This window comes from Anaerobacillus sp. ABA4_114 (genome assembly GCF_056159065.1).
On the sequence record NZ_JBSWUM010000002.1, the window covers coordinates 85,525 to 101,813 of the forward strand.

Genomic DNA, 16,289 nt, shown 5'->3' on the forward strand with positions numbered 1-16,289 from the left:
AATAAAAACGGAAATAGGAGAGGGTATTGTGGTAATAACAAAAGACTTCAGGTTCTGGGAAGATACCGAAAATGGAATAGAAGAATATTGTTATATTAATGGGAAAAAGTGCAACAAGTATGAAGCTGTTTTACTGTTAATTGAGAGAGATAAAATAAGTGAATTTGAAGCTTTTGAGTATTACAATAGTTTACCTCTATTGACTAAACAAACTTGAAAATATATCAGCATTAAAAGGCGGAGCGGATCGTATATGATTTGCTCCGCTTTTTTTACGAAAAAATTAAGTAAGGTACGACATAATAAAAAAAAGTTCATGAAACTCTTGCGATTAGATAATGAATTGATTAAATTAATATAAATTAATCGCCAAAAAATATTTTATATAAATAAAAAGGGTTTTATCTTTTACGTAATAATAGATAAGTAGAGGTGCTTCTCGAAGCGGGTGAACACTTACTTCTCATTGGCGAAAAAGACAGTGTTCATATTATTCTCGGGATCACATGTGATATAAATTATAATGCTGAAGCGGGTAAACACTTACTTCCAATCCGAAAAAAGAATAACAGTGTTTATGTTTTTCTCAGCGTTAGCAATTTGATATTAGTAAGAGGATCTTCCCGAAAATTGTATAAAGAAAATTAAATATGGAATATCGAAGCGGTCAAACACTTACTTCTTACATATAAAGTTCTGAATTTAACGGTGTTTGTATTATTCTCGATATCCTCTATATCTAATATTGTTAACGGCATTTATGTGGTTTCTGAAGCGGATAAACACCTACTTCTTACATATTAAGATACAAAAGTAGATTTTTAAGTTTGATGTAGATTGTAGATTGTTGATTTATATTGAGTTAATTGTCCGGTGTTTATACATTTCTCAGAAACGACATAAGGGTCGTTTTTTCTATCTATAAAACTAATTAAGGAGATGGTACTTATGAGTAATATGACGAAACGTGTGAAAGAGCAACGTCAAAAAGAAGTGTCTAAGTCTGTAGTGAATTTTATGGGTGGAAAAAGTTATGAATTGAATCCACTCGATATGCTGAAAATGGTAAGCGCTTCAAGCGTGTTCGGTGAACCACAATACTACCGTAGAGGTGAGTTCGCACAGAAAGGTGTATCTGATGGCGTTTATCGAATGAATGGACTTGTTAAAAGTTCAATTCTAGATGAAACGTTCTCTGGAAAGAAAACTTCGGATATTATGGAAGAACTTATTGATCATTCGTTATCTTACGACTTTGAGAATACGTTACGTTGGGCTGTCGAATTGCGAAATAATTACTATATGAGGTTGAATCCGCAAATTGTTATGGTGAGAGCAGCGAAGCACCCTGAGAGAAAAAACTTTACTGAAGAAAATCCAGGTCTGTTTAAAGAAATTAACAATCAGGTCATGAGAAGAGCTGACGAACCAAGTTTGCAATTTACATACTGGTTATATAATAACGGTTCTAAGAAATCACTTCCTAATCTATTGAAAAGAAGTTGGAAGGAACGTATTGAAAGTATGAATCGCTATCATCTAGCTAAATACAAAAATGCAGGTGTAGGAATGATTGATACTGTTCGTGTCACTCACGCTAAAGGAGATTTGGTAGATGAGTTGATGAAAACTGGAACTGTGAAGATGGAAGATGATAACACTACTTGGAACCGTTTAAGGCAGCAAGGTAAAAGTTGGCTCGAAATTGTTCAAACCATCAACCTTCCTCATATGGCTTTGTTACGTAACCTTCGAGGGATTTTTGAGGAAGTTGAAGATCGTGAATGGTGTTCTTACTTGATGAATGAACTAAAGCGCGGAGTAACTCATGGTAAACAATTTCCTTTCCGTTATTTCTCAGCAATGAAGGTTATTCAAAGGAGTGACGTCCATCACAAACCTTTAATTTTGGATGCTCTTGAAGAGTGTATGGACATAGCACGAGAAAACTTTCCAAGATTGGAAGGTAAAACAATGTGCTTGTCGGATAACTCAGGCTCAGCATATGGAGGATTGACTAGTGAGTATGGAACTGTAAATGTGGCTGAAATCGATAACTTATCTTCTGTATTGACTGCTCAAAATTCAGATGAAGGTTATGTGGGTGTATTCGGGGATCGCTTAACCCGTATCCCTATTTCTAAGCGAAATGGAGCTCTCAATCAAACCACTACTGTTTCTAAAAAAGGTCAAGAAGTAGGGATGGGAACAGAAAACGGGATTTGGATTTTCTTTAAAGAGGCTATCGAGAACAAAGAGCACTGGGATAATATCTTTATTTATAGTGATCAACAAGCCGGTCATGGTGGACTTTTCGGAATTGAGCCGAGTGAGTATCAGGAGTTTATAGTGGGTAATCGCTTCGGAAGGCACATTGATGTGTTGAAGCTTGTTCGTAAATACCGACAAGAAGTAAATCCTAAAGTGAATGTGTATACTGTACAGACTGCAGGATATAACAATGCTCTAGTTCCTGAAATGGAATATCGCACAAATGTTCTTTATGGTTGGACAGGTAAAGAAGCATTATTTGCTGAAAGAATGAATAGTTTTTGGGATGAAATTGATGCAAGGAAAGAGAATGCAAATCGATTAGATAATTCTAACGATTAATGAATAGTCGCCCTCTCATTGACAGAGGGCGACTATTTTATATAAATAATAAGATTGTTGTTGGAACTTTATAGGGGGTATAACATGGAGTTCGAAAGGAAAAGAGAAATGAAGGATATGTTGGTAGTGTTCTTATTAGTAACGTTTCTTACAATGCTTTCATTCGTTTTTGTAGCGATAGAAGTTACTGTACAGGGAACATTATTGATGATTTTACTATTGGCTTTCATACAATTGTTTTTTCAGCTAGCTTACTTTATGCACATGAAGCATAGGGGGCATATTTGGGCGATTTATTCTATTGTCTTTGGAGTATTTGTAGCGGCTACGATCATTATCGGTTTTTCATTAATGTTATAAGCTGAATGGTAACATGCGGAGTTCCAATGGTTGTTAAGTTCTTTGCTTTGTACTCTTATATATGTGAAGTGTATCAATACACATCAGAGCATAACCTAAAATAATCATTGCATTGATGATTGAAGGTACTTCAGTAAAGTATTCTATAAAGACAATTAGCCACGCTCCGATGGGGAATAGCATTCCGATTGTGCTATGTTGTTCTTGATCACTTCTTCTTCGTATGAACATCAAGGACAATAATAGGGAAACTAAGATACCTGTTGCAATAAACTGCATAGGTTTAATCAACTCCTTTACATAGTAGTTGACTACTGCAAGTAGGAAACCTCTACATAGAATCATTCTGACTAGGATCCTAAATGTACATAGGGTCCTGTTTGTCTTGAAAGAAAAGGTTTTAGAGAAGATGGGGTTAAATGATGAATGACTCAAACATGATATATGTTTACTGAAAGTAGGTGAGTGTTATTGAAACAATATATTATTTTAGGAATGATAATTTTTATAATACCTTTTGTTAGTGCGTTTGATTTCTATGCAAGAGCCCAAGTGAATTTTTTAGGTATGGATATTGATACTTATTGGGATGCCTACTGGTTCTGCCTTATATCTACTATTTTTGGTCTACTTGTCTATGGGGTAGTATCGCTATTCCAATCTGTTGCTAAAAACACGTATATTTCAACTGTGTTCCTCTTCCTAATGCTATTCTTATCATTTTGGGGTTCGTCTGAACTAATTGATGGAGTGGAGATTCCAACCTTATTCTTTCTTTTAGGTTCTATGGGACTTTCTTTATTATTTGCTTTCAAGGTAAAGAGGGGAAATTGAGTTTTAATCTGTATCTTTAGAGATGTGTAAAGTGCGATGAATCAAGCGTTTATATGATTTACGTTCAAATAATGCTCACAAATAGATTCTCGGAACTTGACTAGTAGTGATAACAAATTATAACTAGGTAGTTATCACGCTTAGAAAGGAAGGTGGACGAATGGGTAAACCTCCGATTGAAAAAGGTAGGTTAATAACTAGGGTGAATGAATTGAATATAAGTGACTTTAATAACTTCCATATGCTTTTAAGTGTATCGAAGATTGAAAAGTTGTATAAACAACTGGGCGCAGATCGTTCTAAATTTAAAGAAGAAAAGATGTTTAAAGGTATTTTATATCTCAACTATTACTTTTTAATGCATACAATTCTATCAACAAAAATTCAGGATAAGTTTGATTTAGATGAAGAAGCATTTAAAAGTAGAGGGGTATTATTGTTGAAAGAGATGCTGGGAGCAGGGTCTTCTTATAAGCTAAACAATGATATGCTACAAAAAGCGGTTAACAATTACACTAAATATAAGGCGCATAAGGATAAAAGATTCGATTTGGAAAATGGAATATATATAGCAAGTAGCGTTCTGTTTGAATTAGGTATAACAGCGACTAGTGATAAAATCCAAAAGGTTGCTGCATTCTTTAAAAAGGAAAAGGACTTGTACGTTCATTCTTTCATCAAAGAGGAATATAAAGAGCTAGGGATCTTTGGTCATATTGATTTCAAGGCAAGAGGGTAATAGAAGAGAAATGATACCTGTTTACAGGTATCATTTTAAAATTTTATGATTTTTAAGGGTGGAGTCTTATGACCATATTAACTAATTGGAAAATAAAGTGATAAAATGAAGATAATAAAACTAAGAAGGAGAGGATTAAATGGAGTTTGCCATGAAGCCAACCGACATCAAAAGAGACATTAGTGTTGTGAATTACGTTGAAACAGAGTTCTTTAAGTTTGCTTTCACAAGAAAGAATTGGTTCGGGGACGAGTATATTGGGAAAGAAGAATTGGATTGGTTTTCTTTAGAAATTAGAGATGGCTTTACAGAAGCGTATCGCCAGATAGATTTCAAACCTAAAAGAAAGAGATCTTTCCTGGTTGATACTTCTATATTTATTAACAATCAAGAAAGTAATCAGAAATTACTAGGTTTTTTAGAGTCGATTCCGGATGATTTTGATTTAGAACGAGATAAAAAGATCACTTCCAAAGTGCGTTATTATTGCAATAAACTAGAGAACCTCGGTTATATGCATCAATGGGGTGTTTATCAAAATGAGGATGTAAAAGAATTCGTTCTGGAGGAGGTTGAAAAGGTTTTTCAGAACTCAATCACAGCTTTCATGAAAAAGAATTCCTCTAGAAGTGAAGACGGCGAAGTACCTAGAATCAGTCAAAACTATAGCATAGAAGAAGAGAAACATATCGCAAAGATTATAAAATACAGTTTCAGTGATCCAGAGTTATTCGTTTATAACTCGTATTGGATTGCTAAATGGTTTGATAAATTCGAAAAGGTCAATTTGCAAGGTGCGACACACGTTATAAATGTCTACAGTGATAAAGGGAAAAATGTTGTAGAGGTGTTTCAGGGACCTGGTTTCGATGAAGCATGTTTATACTTTGAAGAACTGGTCGGTCACTTCTTGACTCTAACCGCCAAGGATCCGAATGGTTATAATAACGGCACATTATTTTCATTAAATGACCAACGATTTAACTTCATAAACTTCGAGAAGTTAGAAGAGCTTGCTCATCGAGCTACACAGGGGCTTCAAAACAGAAGGTATCAACTCCCCAAACAGTCTTGTTGGGAAAATATCATAAATTCTGCATTGAATGGGCTTGGAATTGAAAAAGTATCGTTGTTATTTGAAAGAGAAGTTGTTAATGAAATGAACGAAAAAGAACTACTCGTTTATTGTAAAGTATCGTTAGGGAACTCTTCCTATGTTTTATATCCCCTTCTGCACCCTAAAGATTGGGATGAAGGAGAAGGTTTGAATGATATGGCTAAGGTTATCGTGACATACTCATTGTGTCTTTATCACGATATTGTGGTTTTAGATGCTTACAAAACGATAAAAGATAAGTATAAAAAGAAGGACTTGGACGCTTATGAATTTTTTGTAGAAGGTATATCTAATGAGGGGGAGAGTTGGGAATTAAAATTAAAGAAGGAAACCGAAGAATTACTAACTAATTTCGAATTATGGGACGATCGAATTTTGAACACTAACATTCTAAAATAGAAACTTTACCAATAAAAGAGATGTGCGCTAACCTGCACATCTCTTTTTATTTTTTATTCTGTGATTGGCAATCACTCTATATTCAGTGTCCCATAGAGCTAGCCCCGTATCTGTCTGTACTGACTCAGTAAAGATATCTTTAGCTATGTATGTTTCTCCAATTCGGTAATTGTTATGAATGCTAGTATATTGAGGATTAGTGATCACTATGACATCTCCTGCTTCAGCTTTTTTACTTGTAGTGTTTAGAGCGTTTACATAGGCTCTTCTTCTGAATGTTCTCATCTTAGCCACTCCTTCTTTACCTATTCTATATTACAAACTTATGGGATACCATGTTCTGCACAATTAGGTTGTTTGATTATAGATAGCCTTTTTTCTGATATTGCCACTTGAAGCTTAAGTATCTTCAACCTTTTATTGACTTTGGTTGGATTTATTTTATAAATGTAGTGGCTTGTTGGAAGGAAAGGTGGGGAGGGAATTGAAGCACTTACTTGCACTGATGAGTATCGTTATTTTTGGATTGATTCCTATGGTAATCCCAGTTTCTTCTGTTGAAGCATATTGCCCTCAAGGACAATACCATAAAGATGGAGGGGACTGTGCTGATTTAGAGATTGGTATAGATAGTAATAGTCAGGAAATTGATCTGCACATGAATATAGAGGCATTCGTAAAAGCGTTGTCTTCGCTAGTATTTGCTGTTGGGGCTCTAGTAATTACGTATTCAGGGTATCTTATCGCAACGGCGGGTGGCGATCCTAAGCAGCTGGAGACAGGAAAAATGTTATTAATATATGCAGGGATTGGTGTATTCGTAGCAGCATCTTCTTACGTGATAATTAACTTAGTTAATCAATTATAACTAGGTGCTTAAAAAAAGAGATAGAATGAGTTTCTATCTCTTTTTTGCGTTATTTTCGTATTTTTTCATCCTTCCTATAACCATAACCATGACATGATCTTCTCATCTCAAGGAATACATCGGTCAACAGAGTATTTTTTTATAACTTTGTCTTCTCGAAGTATTCTCTCGAACCACCATTTCCAGTGGGAGCTGTTCCAGCTAGGTAATATTCTCCAGATTTCTTATGCTTTTTCAGACCTAGAGATTTAAGTGCATTTTCTTGATTGATTGAGTAATTTTTCACCCAAATCCAATCACCAATCTTGTTAACCTCACAACCATCAAGACTTTTTAATGTGCTGATGATATCCTTTTTGGAATTGGCTTTTTTCGGATTACTTTTTTTCTTTCTAAATTTCTCTTTAGGTGTACTGTTCTTTTTTTCTTCAACGACTACTGAATTAGCGTCTTCCTTTTTGGAAATTTTTCTAAGTGTCCTCTCTACATAAGACTGATAAGTATTTAAAGATGTGATACTTTTCTCTTTTTTAACGTCTTTTTTAAGTTTTAAAATATTATTTTTTACTTCTTCAGAAAAAGCTCGTTGTAAATAGAATCTTAGCAGTGTTCTGATAGAGTAAAACCTACAGTAATCAAAAATGCTCATTCTATCATTCTCAATGCGTTTCTTTCTTCTCTCTGCGACAGAGATGATCGAATGGATTACGATGTTTCCTGCCTTTACAAAAGCTGCTGTCATGATAACGAGTATTGCGATTAGGAATAACCAAAGCATAATAATATTATCTTCCTTTCCGAGTAGGATGTTTTTACAAGTATAAATGATTCTATAAAAAAGCAATAAAAAAAGTTCTTAAGGATTACTGTTATTAAATTATCGGCTTATATGAGTCGTGGATTAATCAAATCGACTAAATAGCTTGCAAACATAGACTTTTCCACTATAATTTTCGAAACCTTATGCGTTTAATTAAAGGGGGTGGGAATGTGCTAACTGCATTAAAAGTTGCAGGTAAATTTGCTTTAAAAGCTATGAAGAAGATGGCGAAAAGTGCTGCTAAGAAGAAGGCACAAGAAGCTGGAGGTTCTGTATTATCATTCATGGCTAAGTTGGTTGGTGTGATAGTGATATTATATTTTATGTTTGTTGAAGCTCTGTTCTCTACCTTTTTATGTACTATTACATTTAGTTGTGATGATGAAAATGAAAAGAAACATGTCTATTCAGATAAAGAAATCACTGAGTTCGCTGAAGAGATTCAAGAAGCAAGAAAGGAAGCTAATGAAGATGACGATTTGTCTCAAAAAGGGATGGAGTTTGAGGACCGTGAAATGATTGATAAGGATGAAGATGGTGATCCTAAAACCATGAATGATGCTGAAGTTTTTTTACGCTCTATTTTACAAACAACCCATTTTGTTACTTTAATTAATTATAACGAAGAAAAATTAGAAAGTGAAAAATATAAAGATACACAATTGGGTAAAACCTGGGCTATTGCAAAAAAGATGAAAGAAAAAGCTTTTGAAGGAACTAATGATGCAGCAGCTTCTAGAAGAAATCCTAATCATATAGGTAACGGTGCATATAGTGATCTATATAGGCGTGCTAATTCAAACAATTTCAATACCGGTGATTACATAAAATATGCCCAAATAAAGATGGTGCAATGTTACTTTTTGGGTGATGAAGGTGATGAAAACTACTGTGAAGATTTAAAAGAGATAAATGATGGAGAAGATGTAATCAAAAAAGATGACCAAGGGGTCGTCAACCATAAAAGGGTTACGACTGAGATAAGATATACATGTGTTGATGATCCAGATTACGAACCTAGTGAAGAAACGGCTTTTATGCAAAACAAACAACTTACTTTAACAACTGGAACATCTAGTGAAGGGTTACAACTGGTACATCATAAAGATACAAAAATTGAAGGTGATAAACCTAATTGTGGTGAGGGTAAGAAGATTGAAAAAAACACATATAAAACTTCTTCTTTAGAGCATAGAACTACAGCTGAGATGTTGTGGGGGTATGAAAAGTATTCTATTTACGTTCAACCAGAGGTTATCAGTGAAACGGAGCCTGATTTCAAAGATTTCATAACAAATGTCCTAAAACAGCTTTATGAAAATTACAATATCAAAGGCGGTATACCTACTGTAACTGTTGGAGGGGGAGGTTTTATTATCCCGATGGAGCCTGGTACATATAACTGGGAGGGGAGACAGAAGACTATAGCATTTAGAAACCCTATAAGAAAAGATCATAACGGGTCAGATTTAGGAAACGGTGGGGTAAACCACGTACCAGTATATGCCTCTGCGGGGGGACAAGTTGAATATGCTGGTTGGATAGCTAGTGGATATGGTGCAACAGTGTTATTAAAACATCCGAACGGATACTATACTCAATATCAACACTTGGATGAAGAATACATCGTTGTTAAGAAAGGTCAGACTGTTCAACAGGGACAATTGTTGGCAGGCGCTTCAGGCTTTGGATATAATAGGAGTGACTCTAAAGAATTAGATTGGCACTTACACTTCGAAGCCGGGACATCTCTTCGTTCTCCTGATATGGTGGGGAATTTTGTGGACCCATGGATTGATGAGAATGAACGGGACGGCGTTACTGATCCTGTGCAATTGGACTTTAAAAATGATCAGGATGTCAACCTTACGAAAGAACGCGCAAAAGAATTTAAGGATGAATGGTTTGATAAGGCAATGGATGGAGAAATAATTATCATGCCAGGATTTGTTCCTACAGGAATAGAAGGCGGTGGATTCCTTGGAGGATGGGTGTCTGAGTATGAAGGTGAAGTCGGATCAATAGGTTGGGACTCTACGGGATTAGATTCGTTTGGAACGTTTCAGATTAAAGCAGGAAGGATTGGAGAGTTTGGTAACTTCTTAAATAAGAATTATCCTGAATTTCACCAATCTTTGGCTCCTTATAAGCCTGCGTCTACGGCTTTTCACAATAGATGGAAGGACCTGGCATTAAAACAGCCTATGCTTTTCGAACACGCACAGTGGGATTTCATATACGCATCTCATTATGGAAAAATATATCCTTCGGTTGTTCCGCTCATTAGTGAATATGATAATAGGCATCGTGCCGTGAAGGAAATGGTGTGGAGTATTAGTGTGCAACATGGTCCATATACAAGCGTCATTAAAAATGCATTGAGCGGGAAAAACACTTCTTCGATGTCTGATGAAGAAATAATCAACGCGGTTTATGAAGAGAGACGTAAAGTTAATATATATTTTTCAAAAAGTACACAAGCAGTAAAAAATGCAGTGAAAAATAGGTTTTATAATGAAGAGAAAAAGTTGCTTGAACTTATGAAAGCTTACCCTTCTGTAACAGCGGAAGATAACGAAGAAGAAAAAGAAAAAGAATAAGCGTTAAGATTATAGGTTCCGTTTTGAAGACATACACGGAATTGCACATGTAAATTACGATTAAATTGTGAAAACGCACAAGAAAAACGGTCAGAGCCTTCTTGCCTCTGACCGTTTTTTCTTATCTTTTATTAAATATCTCCCGTGTGTATTTATAACTGGAAAACGGAAACGAGAGTTCTTTGCACTTTGTCTTTACGCCCTTACTCTACTATCCAAAGAGGTGAGAGTTACTTGAACTGTTATATTAAAAACGATTATTTTTTTATTTCTAATCTGTACAAATCTCTTTCAGTTGATTGAAAATATAGGGCATTATTTGTTGTAATAAATTTTTCGCTATTATCTGTTATAAAAGACAGTTTTTGAGTATCGATAAAATACAAATACAAACTAAGATTCGATTGGAGAATTAAAGTATTGTTATCTAATGAAGTGATCTCAGATAAATACTTGAGTTTCGTTTTTATTTCTAATTGGTCTAGGTAAACTTTGTCTTCTCCAGAAGTGGTTGAGGCTAAAGTTAGTATAGAACCGTTCTCTAATACTTTTATTTTTTTAATATGCTTAATGTTTGGTTGAGTGGGGATTTGCGATATTTCGTTATTAAATCGATATTTTGATATTGAATTAGTGGAACTAACAATCAATAATTCTGGTTCATTAAGTGATGTAGCCATTGTCGGGAGTTCGAACTTGTCTGGGATTTCCATAATACCTTTCATAACAACAGGATCATTCTTTTGTTGGTGTTTCGGATATTTATCTTCAAATCCCGGCAATACATAGCTGCCTAATTTGATATCTATAGAACCATCTTCTTGGTATTCGCTATAAGTAAAGTATACAACGCCATTAGTATAATTGAGGCTGAGTATTTCTTGATATTCATAAGTTAACAACTCTGTAATGAACCCAGTATCAGAGTTATAAAGTTTTAGCTTGGAAACATTCTTAATAAAATTATCCACGTATACAAGGCTACCATCTTCCAGAACCACTGATTCTGTAACTTCTCTATCAATGATGTTCTTTTTGTTTGTTCTAGTATTATATGTATATGCGAAATTACCGTATGTTTTGAAGGAAATATATTCATTGTAAGCAGAATTCAAAATAGCATTTGATTCTTTTTTAACTGCTGTTTTTAGATGTTCAAGCTCTTTGAAATAATCCTTGGTTTCGATTCCCATTTCTGAATTTGCATCTGGTGTGTAATTTTCAATATGAGTATGAGTATTATTATCGTTTATAATTTCCTCTTTAGTAGGCTCGTTGTGTCCTCCTGAGTCTGGAATCTCTTCTTTAGCTTTGTTAATAAAAAACATATAGAGGCTAAAGAATCCTATTAACAATAAAATGCCTATGATAATAAAGATTAATTTTTTTTTGGAATTTAACATCATAACCCTCCCTTTTCAAAAGTATATGCATTTAGTTGGACTTGGCAATAAAAAACCTTTTAAGAATGCGAATACCTATTAATCTAGTTTATATGTGTTATGACGCTCTCCTCGTTATTTAATCACGTAATTCGTTGACAATTCCTTTTATTAAATTATGATTTGTAAAACGATTTTGGTGTTTTGAAAGGGGGGAGTGACTTGCGGAAGGGGTGGGTATGGTTATTTTCTTTACTTGTTTTAATTACGACAATCATACCCGGAAGTGTACTTGCAGAAGAAAGCGGTGGAGATAGTAGGTTAGTTACTTCAAGAGGATTACTTACGCCTTCATGGAGTGGTACTGATACCTCTTGTGAGGAGCAAACTGAGGGGTTCGAAAATTTCTTCAACCCAGAACTAGATACACCAGAGGAGAATGAATTCGAACCTGGTACTATGTTGAAGGTATTATCTGGTTTAATTACAGGCTTAGTAGAACTTGCTATGGAAACGATATTTGCGAATTCATGTGGTGGATTTTTTGATGTGATTTCGTTGTTTCTATTTTCTCTAAAACCGCTCAATATAACAAATGTACAGGCTTTTATGGCTGTATTTAGTGTTACGCAATCATTAGCAAAAATTCTATTAGTTGTTACAATTCCGGTGTATGCGATTAAATTGATGACTGGAAATACGGGTAGGTTCCCGTTAAACCCTGCTAAGTTTTTCATATATTTATTTATAATATTTATCACAATAGATATTGTTCCATACTTAATGCAAGATATTTTAGGATTAAACAATTTTATAGTTCATTACATAACTCACGTTAAATTTACAGTGCCTGGATTCAGCGAGTCCGTTAATGTTATTCAAGCTGTTCCTGCTGCGCTAGCATTGAATCTTAACCATTATCTTATTGGGACTGAAGGTGAAGCAAGCGCACATGCATTGATGATGATCTCTACGGTATTTTTAATCATTATATTCGCACTTAAAGACATCATGAAAATTGTCCTATTCTGGGTGATGCGAGCAGTAAACATTGTATTTGTCGGAGCATTGTTGCCGATAATCATTATTCTATTATTAATTGACTCTACAGCTAATATTGCTAAAAGGATGATCGCTAAGTTGGTAGGTGAGATCTTCAGTCAAAGCTTCTTAGCAGTAGGTATTCTTGTTGCTGGTTTGGTTATTGTGAACATTAATTCTGTAGATGCAGAATTGGGTGGGCTTCACCCTCTCATAGTTCTCCTAATAACTTACGCTATGGTCAAGCTAGTAGCAAAATCAATCGATTATGGTGAATCTGTATTAGGTAATATCGGAGCGGTAGATGGAGAGAAGAATGAATTTAAGAAGATGAAGAATCTTGGTCAAAAAGCTGTAAAAGCGCTAGCTTCAAAAGGTGAAAAATCTAAGAGTGTTCCGAAGGCGGGAGATAAAGTCAAACTTAGTAATGGTATGACAGGGAAATTTACAAAAGTAAATCCTAATGCTGGTCAAATCGCAGATAGGATCAAAAAGCAAAATGGTTCCAAAATTGCTAATCGTGGTGGTTCGATGAATATGGGTAAACCGAATGTTAAAAGAGCGAGTTTGGCAACCGGAGGTAAAGATACTGGTTCTAACTTATCAGGAAAATACAAATTAAATAAAGAAGGTTCTAAAAGAATGGGCGTGACTAGTAACGAGAATTCTAATTTGACCGAAACCAAAAACAATTCTTCATCAAACAAGAATCAAAAATTGTTAGAATCGCCTAAAATAGGAACTAATTCCAATGGAACATCATCGAAATCAACAAGTCGGTCTACTGGAGGTAATGGGACAATAAATCAAAAATTGTTAGAATCACCTAAAATAGGAACTAATTCCAGTGGAACATCATCGAAATCAGCAAGTCGGTCTACTGGAGATAAAAGGACAACATCCAAATCAGCAGGAGGTCCAAAAACGATAAGTAGTTCTTCTAAATCAACTGCAGGTACTAAATCTAATAAATCGCAAGATAGTTCGGAAAAACCGCCAGCGTTTTCTGAGGCATTTGAAAGAGATTTCAATGCTTGGAAACGACACAGTTTTGAAACTGATAGGATGTATAAAGTAAGAAAGAATGCACTACACACACTGGAACAAAATCCTGATTTTAAAAATGAAATTAACACATGGAAGAGTAATTGGAAGAAGCAGGGTGAATTAAGCGGTTGGAATAAGAAAAACAAATAAAAACCAGACACAGTCTGGTTTTTATTTGTTGTAGTGTATTGTCACTTTTCTTAAGAAATCCATGGCTTTAAGTTCGCCATCTAGGAATTTATTAAAGTGTGTATCGTAAAAGAAATTACCCTCCACTACTTCATCTTCTGTTTCATCATAGATATCGAGATCTAGAGCGAAAAGAAGGTCCAATGAATTGATTCTATCATAAATCATATCGTCTTTATCGTCTGGGTCCCAATCGAATTGAGCACACATGCGTAAATGGATATCCTTAAGTTTTTCTAATGCTGACAAATGAGTGAGATATTTGGTTGGTTCATTTGAATTCACTTCATATCGCGTATTGTAGTGTTGTTGAAGTTCTTCTACAGATGATTCGAGGGATAATTCTTTATTGAAATACTTGTATAGTAATTCAAAAATCGTTTTGTCTGACTTGGTGAGGTTTTCGATCTCCTTATCAATGGACACACACTTCATAAGTTCGGCGTACACAGTGTTAAATAACTGAGTCCCACTATATTCTGTTCCCTCTAAATAGGGGTTGAGCTCTTCTTGAGTCTCGTTTAATAAACCGCAAAATTTAATTAAGTTTTTAGTGTAACTGGACATAAATATCGCTCCTTTTATCATTTTTTCTACTCAACTTACCTTGTAAGTTTCATTGAGTCTTTCCTTTATGTATCTATATATTAGTTCATATTTTTGACTTTTGGAGAATAACTACTGCCTAGTGTCCCCTCTACAAAAATCAGAGGATTAAGGGTTTGTGTCATTTGCTCTAAGGTCGAATATGTTTCGACTACGGTGTCGCCAAGACTTTTAATATTATACATGATGACACTGCATTCTGCAGGTTCTTGCATTTTGATCTTTGAAAGTAGTCTTGTAAGCTCGGGACGTTTTTTAGATGATTTATTCAATTTTTCTTCAAATACTTCAATTACGTCTATATTGTTATCCTGGATATACGTCACGATTTCATTGGATTTGTTTAAGTATGTTGAAGGCGAGTCTGACATCGATCTTACTTTATAAATAAACGCTTTCCTAGGGATATGGTTGTTTGGAGAAAGGGGTTTCTTATCTACTAACAATGAACTAGAAATCATAATATCATCTCCTTTAACACAGTATGTCGTTGGTCTTTTCTTTTCTAGTTATGTAGACTCCTTTTTTGTTATGGTTTGGCTTGTATTTATTGTGTAGGTCTACTTATTGTTAGAGAGGGGAGAGGTATGACGAGACACAATAATGGGGTTATGATAAAATTATTTTATAATATTAAATAATTTTATTCAGGGGGAATGAGATTGGAGAAGACATATAACATTTTAAAGAAAGTGGCTATTGCAGGAGTAGTTGCTAATGCAGGTATTGCTGTTTTGGTTATGGGACTCATTCAATTCGGAGTAGTAGAGTTGGTGAGTAAATAATGAACAAGTTTGAAATAGAATTTATATTTGACGAAAACAACTCAATAGGGACGTATATGGAACGAAGCGAGGACATGATAGGTGTTCGAAAAGAGTGGGAAGATAAGTTATCCAGTAACAAATTTGTTTCTATAGAAGACGATATTTCACTTAATACATCACTGGTAAAATACTTCATCGTAAAGAATTACGATCCGTCCAGAGCGTAATTACTTATACGTTATGTAGACAAATGATACTTAATAAAGAGCGACCGACATTATAACTATATAATGTCGGTTTTTTATATTCTATATATCACATTTAATTATTTATGTGAAATTACGTTGTATTAATATCACCCCTTAATTAACTTGTGTTTTTATAATAAATCATATGTTAAATTAATATTAATGACTTTATTTGTGGGGGAGATACTTTTGATGGTTGAAAAAGTTAGTTGTTATAAACTGCTCAAGGGAGATATCGAACGGTCGTTATCTCAGTTCTTAGTTAAGAAATATGGAGTGCATATGAAGTTAAGAGTTAAGTTTGATAGCAACTCCCGCTTTCCGGTATCGATAAAAGTGATACAACAAGATGGTCAAAAGTTCCGAAAGGCTTGGGTGAGCTTATGTGTAGATCTAATCTCCATAGAAAGTGATGGAGATGATTTTGATGAAGAGTTAGGTGATAAGTTGCTACAAATGTATTTCGGATGCAAGATTGATGAGTATATTTTTGATGCATCTGATCAAGAGAATGATAAAGAATTCTTGTATCTTATTACAGATGATTATGAACCCGTAAGGAAAGAGTGTGAAGAAGTTGTTCAAGAAAGTATACTAAAATTAAGGTTAGAATCTAAACTGTGTCAGGTAACGCAATAACTTGCTTATAAGAGAGGGAG

Annotated in this window: 18 protein-coding genes; 12 read left to right on the forward strand and 6 right to left on the reverse strand. The window is 34.6% G+C overall.

Annotation, left to right across the window (positions count from 1 at the left end):
* The first annotated feature begins 28 nt into the window (after positions 1 to 28).
* The 3 genes from ACXAEY_RS21730 (at position 29) to ACXAEY_RS21740 (ending at position 2,973) form a co-directional block, all read left to right on the forward strand.
* The gene (locus ACXAEY_RS21730; RefSeq protein WP_474815077.1) at positions 29 to 217 is read left to right on the forward strand and encodes a hypothetical protein; all 189 of its coding nucleotides are present in this window, start codon (positions 29 to 31) and stop codon (positions 215 to 217) included.
* Positions 218 to 948: 731 nt separating this feature from the next.
* Positions 949 to 2,613 carry a TROVE domain-containing protein gene (locus ACXAEY_RS21735; protein ID WP_474815079.1) on the forward strand — a complete coding sequence of 555 codons (1,665 nt, stop codon included), beginning with the start codon at positions 949 to 951 and terminating at the stop codon, positions 2,611 to 2,613.
* Positions 2,614 to 2,697: 84 nt separating this feature from the next.
* Positions 2,698 to 2,973, forward strand: a complete 276-nt coding sequence (locus tag ACXAEY_RS21740) for a cytochrome C oxidase subunit IV family protein (RefSeq protein ID WP_474815081.1) — start codon at positions 2,698 to 2,700, stop codon at positions 2,971 to 2,973.
* 33 nt (positions 2,974 to 3,006) lie between these two features.
* On the opposite strand, the gene ACXAEY_RS21745 is transcribed toward ACXAEY_RS21740, so the two are convergent.
* Entirely contained in the window at positions 3,007 to 3,318 is a 312-nt protein-coding gene (locus ACXAEY_RS21745; protein ID WP_474815083.1) for a hypothetical protein, read from the reverse strand.
* Between the two features lie 126 nt (positions 3,319 to 3,444).
* On the opposite strand from ACXAEY_RS21745, the gene ACXAEY_RS21750 reads away from it, so the two are divergent.
* The 3 genes from ACXAEY_RS21750 to ACXAEY_RS21760 all read left to right on the forward strand — a co-directional run bounded on the left by ACXAEY_RS21750 (position 3,445) and on the right by ACXAEY_RS21760 (position 6,062).
* Positions 3,445 to 3,807 (forward strand): hypothetical protein, encoded by a 363-nt coding sequence (locus ACXAEY_RS21750; RefSeq protein WP_474815085.1) that lies wholly within the window; start codon positions 3,445 to 3,447, stop codon positions 3,805 to 3,807.
* Positions 3,808 to 3,967: 160 nt separating this feature from the next.
* Positions 3,968 to 4,546 carry a hypothetical protein gene (locus ACXAEY_RS21755; protein ID WP_474815087.1) on the forward strand — a complete coding sequence of 193 codons (579 nt, stop codon included), beginning with the start codon at positions 3,968 to 3,970 and terminating at the stop codon, positions 4,544 to 4,546.
* A 139-nt stretch (positions 4,547 to 4,685) separates the two neighbouring features.
* Complete coding sequence (locus ACXAEY_RS21760) at positions 4,686 to 6,062, forward strand: hypothetical protein (protein ID WP_474815089.1); 1,377 nt, start codon at positions 4,686 to 4,688, stop codon at positions 6,060 to 6,062.
* Positions 6,063 to 6,089: 27 nt separating this feature from the next.
* Here ACXAEY_RS21760 and ACXAEY_RS21765 read toward each other — a convergent pair whose 3' ends face one another.
* Positions 6,090 to 6,347, reverse strand: coding sequence for a hypothetical protein (locus tag ACXAEY_RS21765; RefSeq protein ID WP_474815091.1), 258 nt, complete (start codon positions 6,345 to 6,347; stop codon positions 6,090 to 6,092).
* A gap of 187 nt (positions 6,348 to 6,534) precedes the next feature.
* Here ACXAEY_RS21765 and ACXAEY_RS21770 point away from each other — a divergent pair, with 187 nt between their 5' ends.
* Positions 6,535 to 6,930, forward strand: coding sequence for a hypothetical protein (locus tag ACXAEY_RS21770; protein ID WP_474815092.1), 396 nt, complete (start codon positions 6,535 to 6,537; stop codon positions 6,928 to 6,930).
* A 139-nt stretch (positions 6,931 to 7,069) separates the two neighbouring features.
* Here the strand turns inward: ACXAEY_RS21770 and ACXAEY_RS21775 are convergent, their stop codons facing one another.
* A complete protein-coding gene (locus ACXAEY_RS21775) occupies positions 7,070 to 7,708 on the reverse strand; it encodes a hypothetical protein (RefSeq protein ID WP_474815094.1) in 639 nt (212 codons plus the stop codon).
* A 212-nt stretch (positions 7,709 to 7,920) separates the two neighbouring features.
* Here ACXAEY_RS21775 and ACXAEY_RS21780 point away from each other — a divergent pair, with 212 nt between their 5' ends.
* Positions 7,921 to 10,350 carry a M23 family metallopeptidase gene (locus ACXAEY_RS21780; protein ID WP_474815096.1) on the forward strand — a complete coding sequence of 810 codons (2,430 nt, stop codon included), beginning with the start codon at positions 7,921 to 7,923 and terminating at the stop codon, positions 10,348 to 10,350.
* A gap of 257 nt (positions 10,351 to 10,607) precedes the next feature.
* Here the strand turns inward: ACXAEY_RS21780 and ACXAEY_RS21785 are convergent, their stop codons facing one another.
* A complete protein-coding gene (locus ACXAEY_RS21785; protein ID WP_474815098.1) occupies positions 10,608 to 11,753 on the reverse strand; it encodes a hypothetical protein in 1,146 nt (381 codons plus the stop codon).
* 201 nt (positions 11,754 to 11,954) lie between these two features.
* On the opposite strand from ACXAEY_RS21785, the gene ACXAEY_RS21790 reads away from it, so the two are divergent.
* Positions 11,955 to 13,970, forward strand: a complete 2,016-nt coding sequence (locus ACXAEY_RS21790) for a hypothetical protein (protein WP_474815100.1) — start codon at positions 11,955 to 11,957, stop codon at positions 13,968 to 13,970.
* Positions 13,971 to 13,991: 21 nt separating this feature from the next.
* Here the strand turns inward: ACXAEY_RS21790 and ACXAEY_RS21795 are convergent, their stop codons facing one another.
* Both ACXAEY_RS21795 and ACXAEY_RS21800 read right to left on the reverse strand, forming a co-directional pair.
* Positions 13,992 to 14,576, reverse strand: coding sequence for a hypothetical protein (locus ACXAEY_RS21795; protein ID WP_474815101.1), 585 nt, complete (start codon positions 14,574 to 14,576; stop codon positions 13,992 to 13,994).
* A gap of 80 nt (positions 14,577 to 14,656) precedes the next feature.
* Positions 14,657 to 15,076, reverse strand: coding sequence for a recombinase family protein (locus ACXAEY_RS21800; RefSeq protein WP_474815103.1), 420 nt, complete (start codon positions 15,074 to 15,076; stop codon positions 14,657 to 14,659).
* A gap of 201 nt (positions 15,077 to 15,277) precedes the next feature.
* On the opposite strand from ACXAEY_RS21800, the gene ACXAEY_RS21805 reads away from it, so the two are divergent.
* From ACXAEY_RS21805 to ACXAEY_RS21815, 3 genes are all read left to right on the forward strand, one after another.
* On the forward strand, positions 15,278 to 15,400 hold the full coding sequence (locus ACXAEY_RS21805) for a hypothetical protein (RefSeq protein ID WP_474815105.1): 123 nt from the start codon (positions 15,278 to 15,280) through the stop codon (positions 15,398 to 15,400).
* The gene (locus ACXAEY_RS21810; protein WP_474815107.1) at positions 15,400 to 15,609 is read left to right on the forward strand and encodes a hypothetical protein; all 210 of its coding nucleotides are present in this window, start codon (positions 15,400 to 15,402) and stop codon (positions 15,607 to 15,609) included. The genes ACXAEY_RS21805 and ACXAEY_RS21810 overlap by 1 nt, the downstream gene beginning before the upstream one ends.
* A 213-nt stretch (positions 15,610 to 15,822) precedes the next feature.
* Positions 15,823 to 16,269, forward strand: coding sequence for a hypothetical protein (locus tag ACXAEY_RS21815; protein ID WP_474815109.1), 447 nt, complete (start codon positions 15,823 to 15,825; stop codon positions 16,267 to 16,269).
* Positions 16,270 to 16,289: the final 20 nt, after the last annotated feature.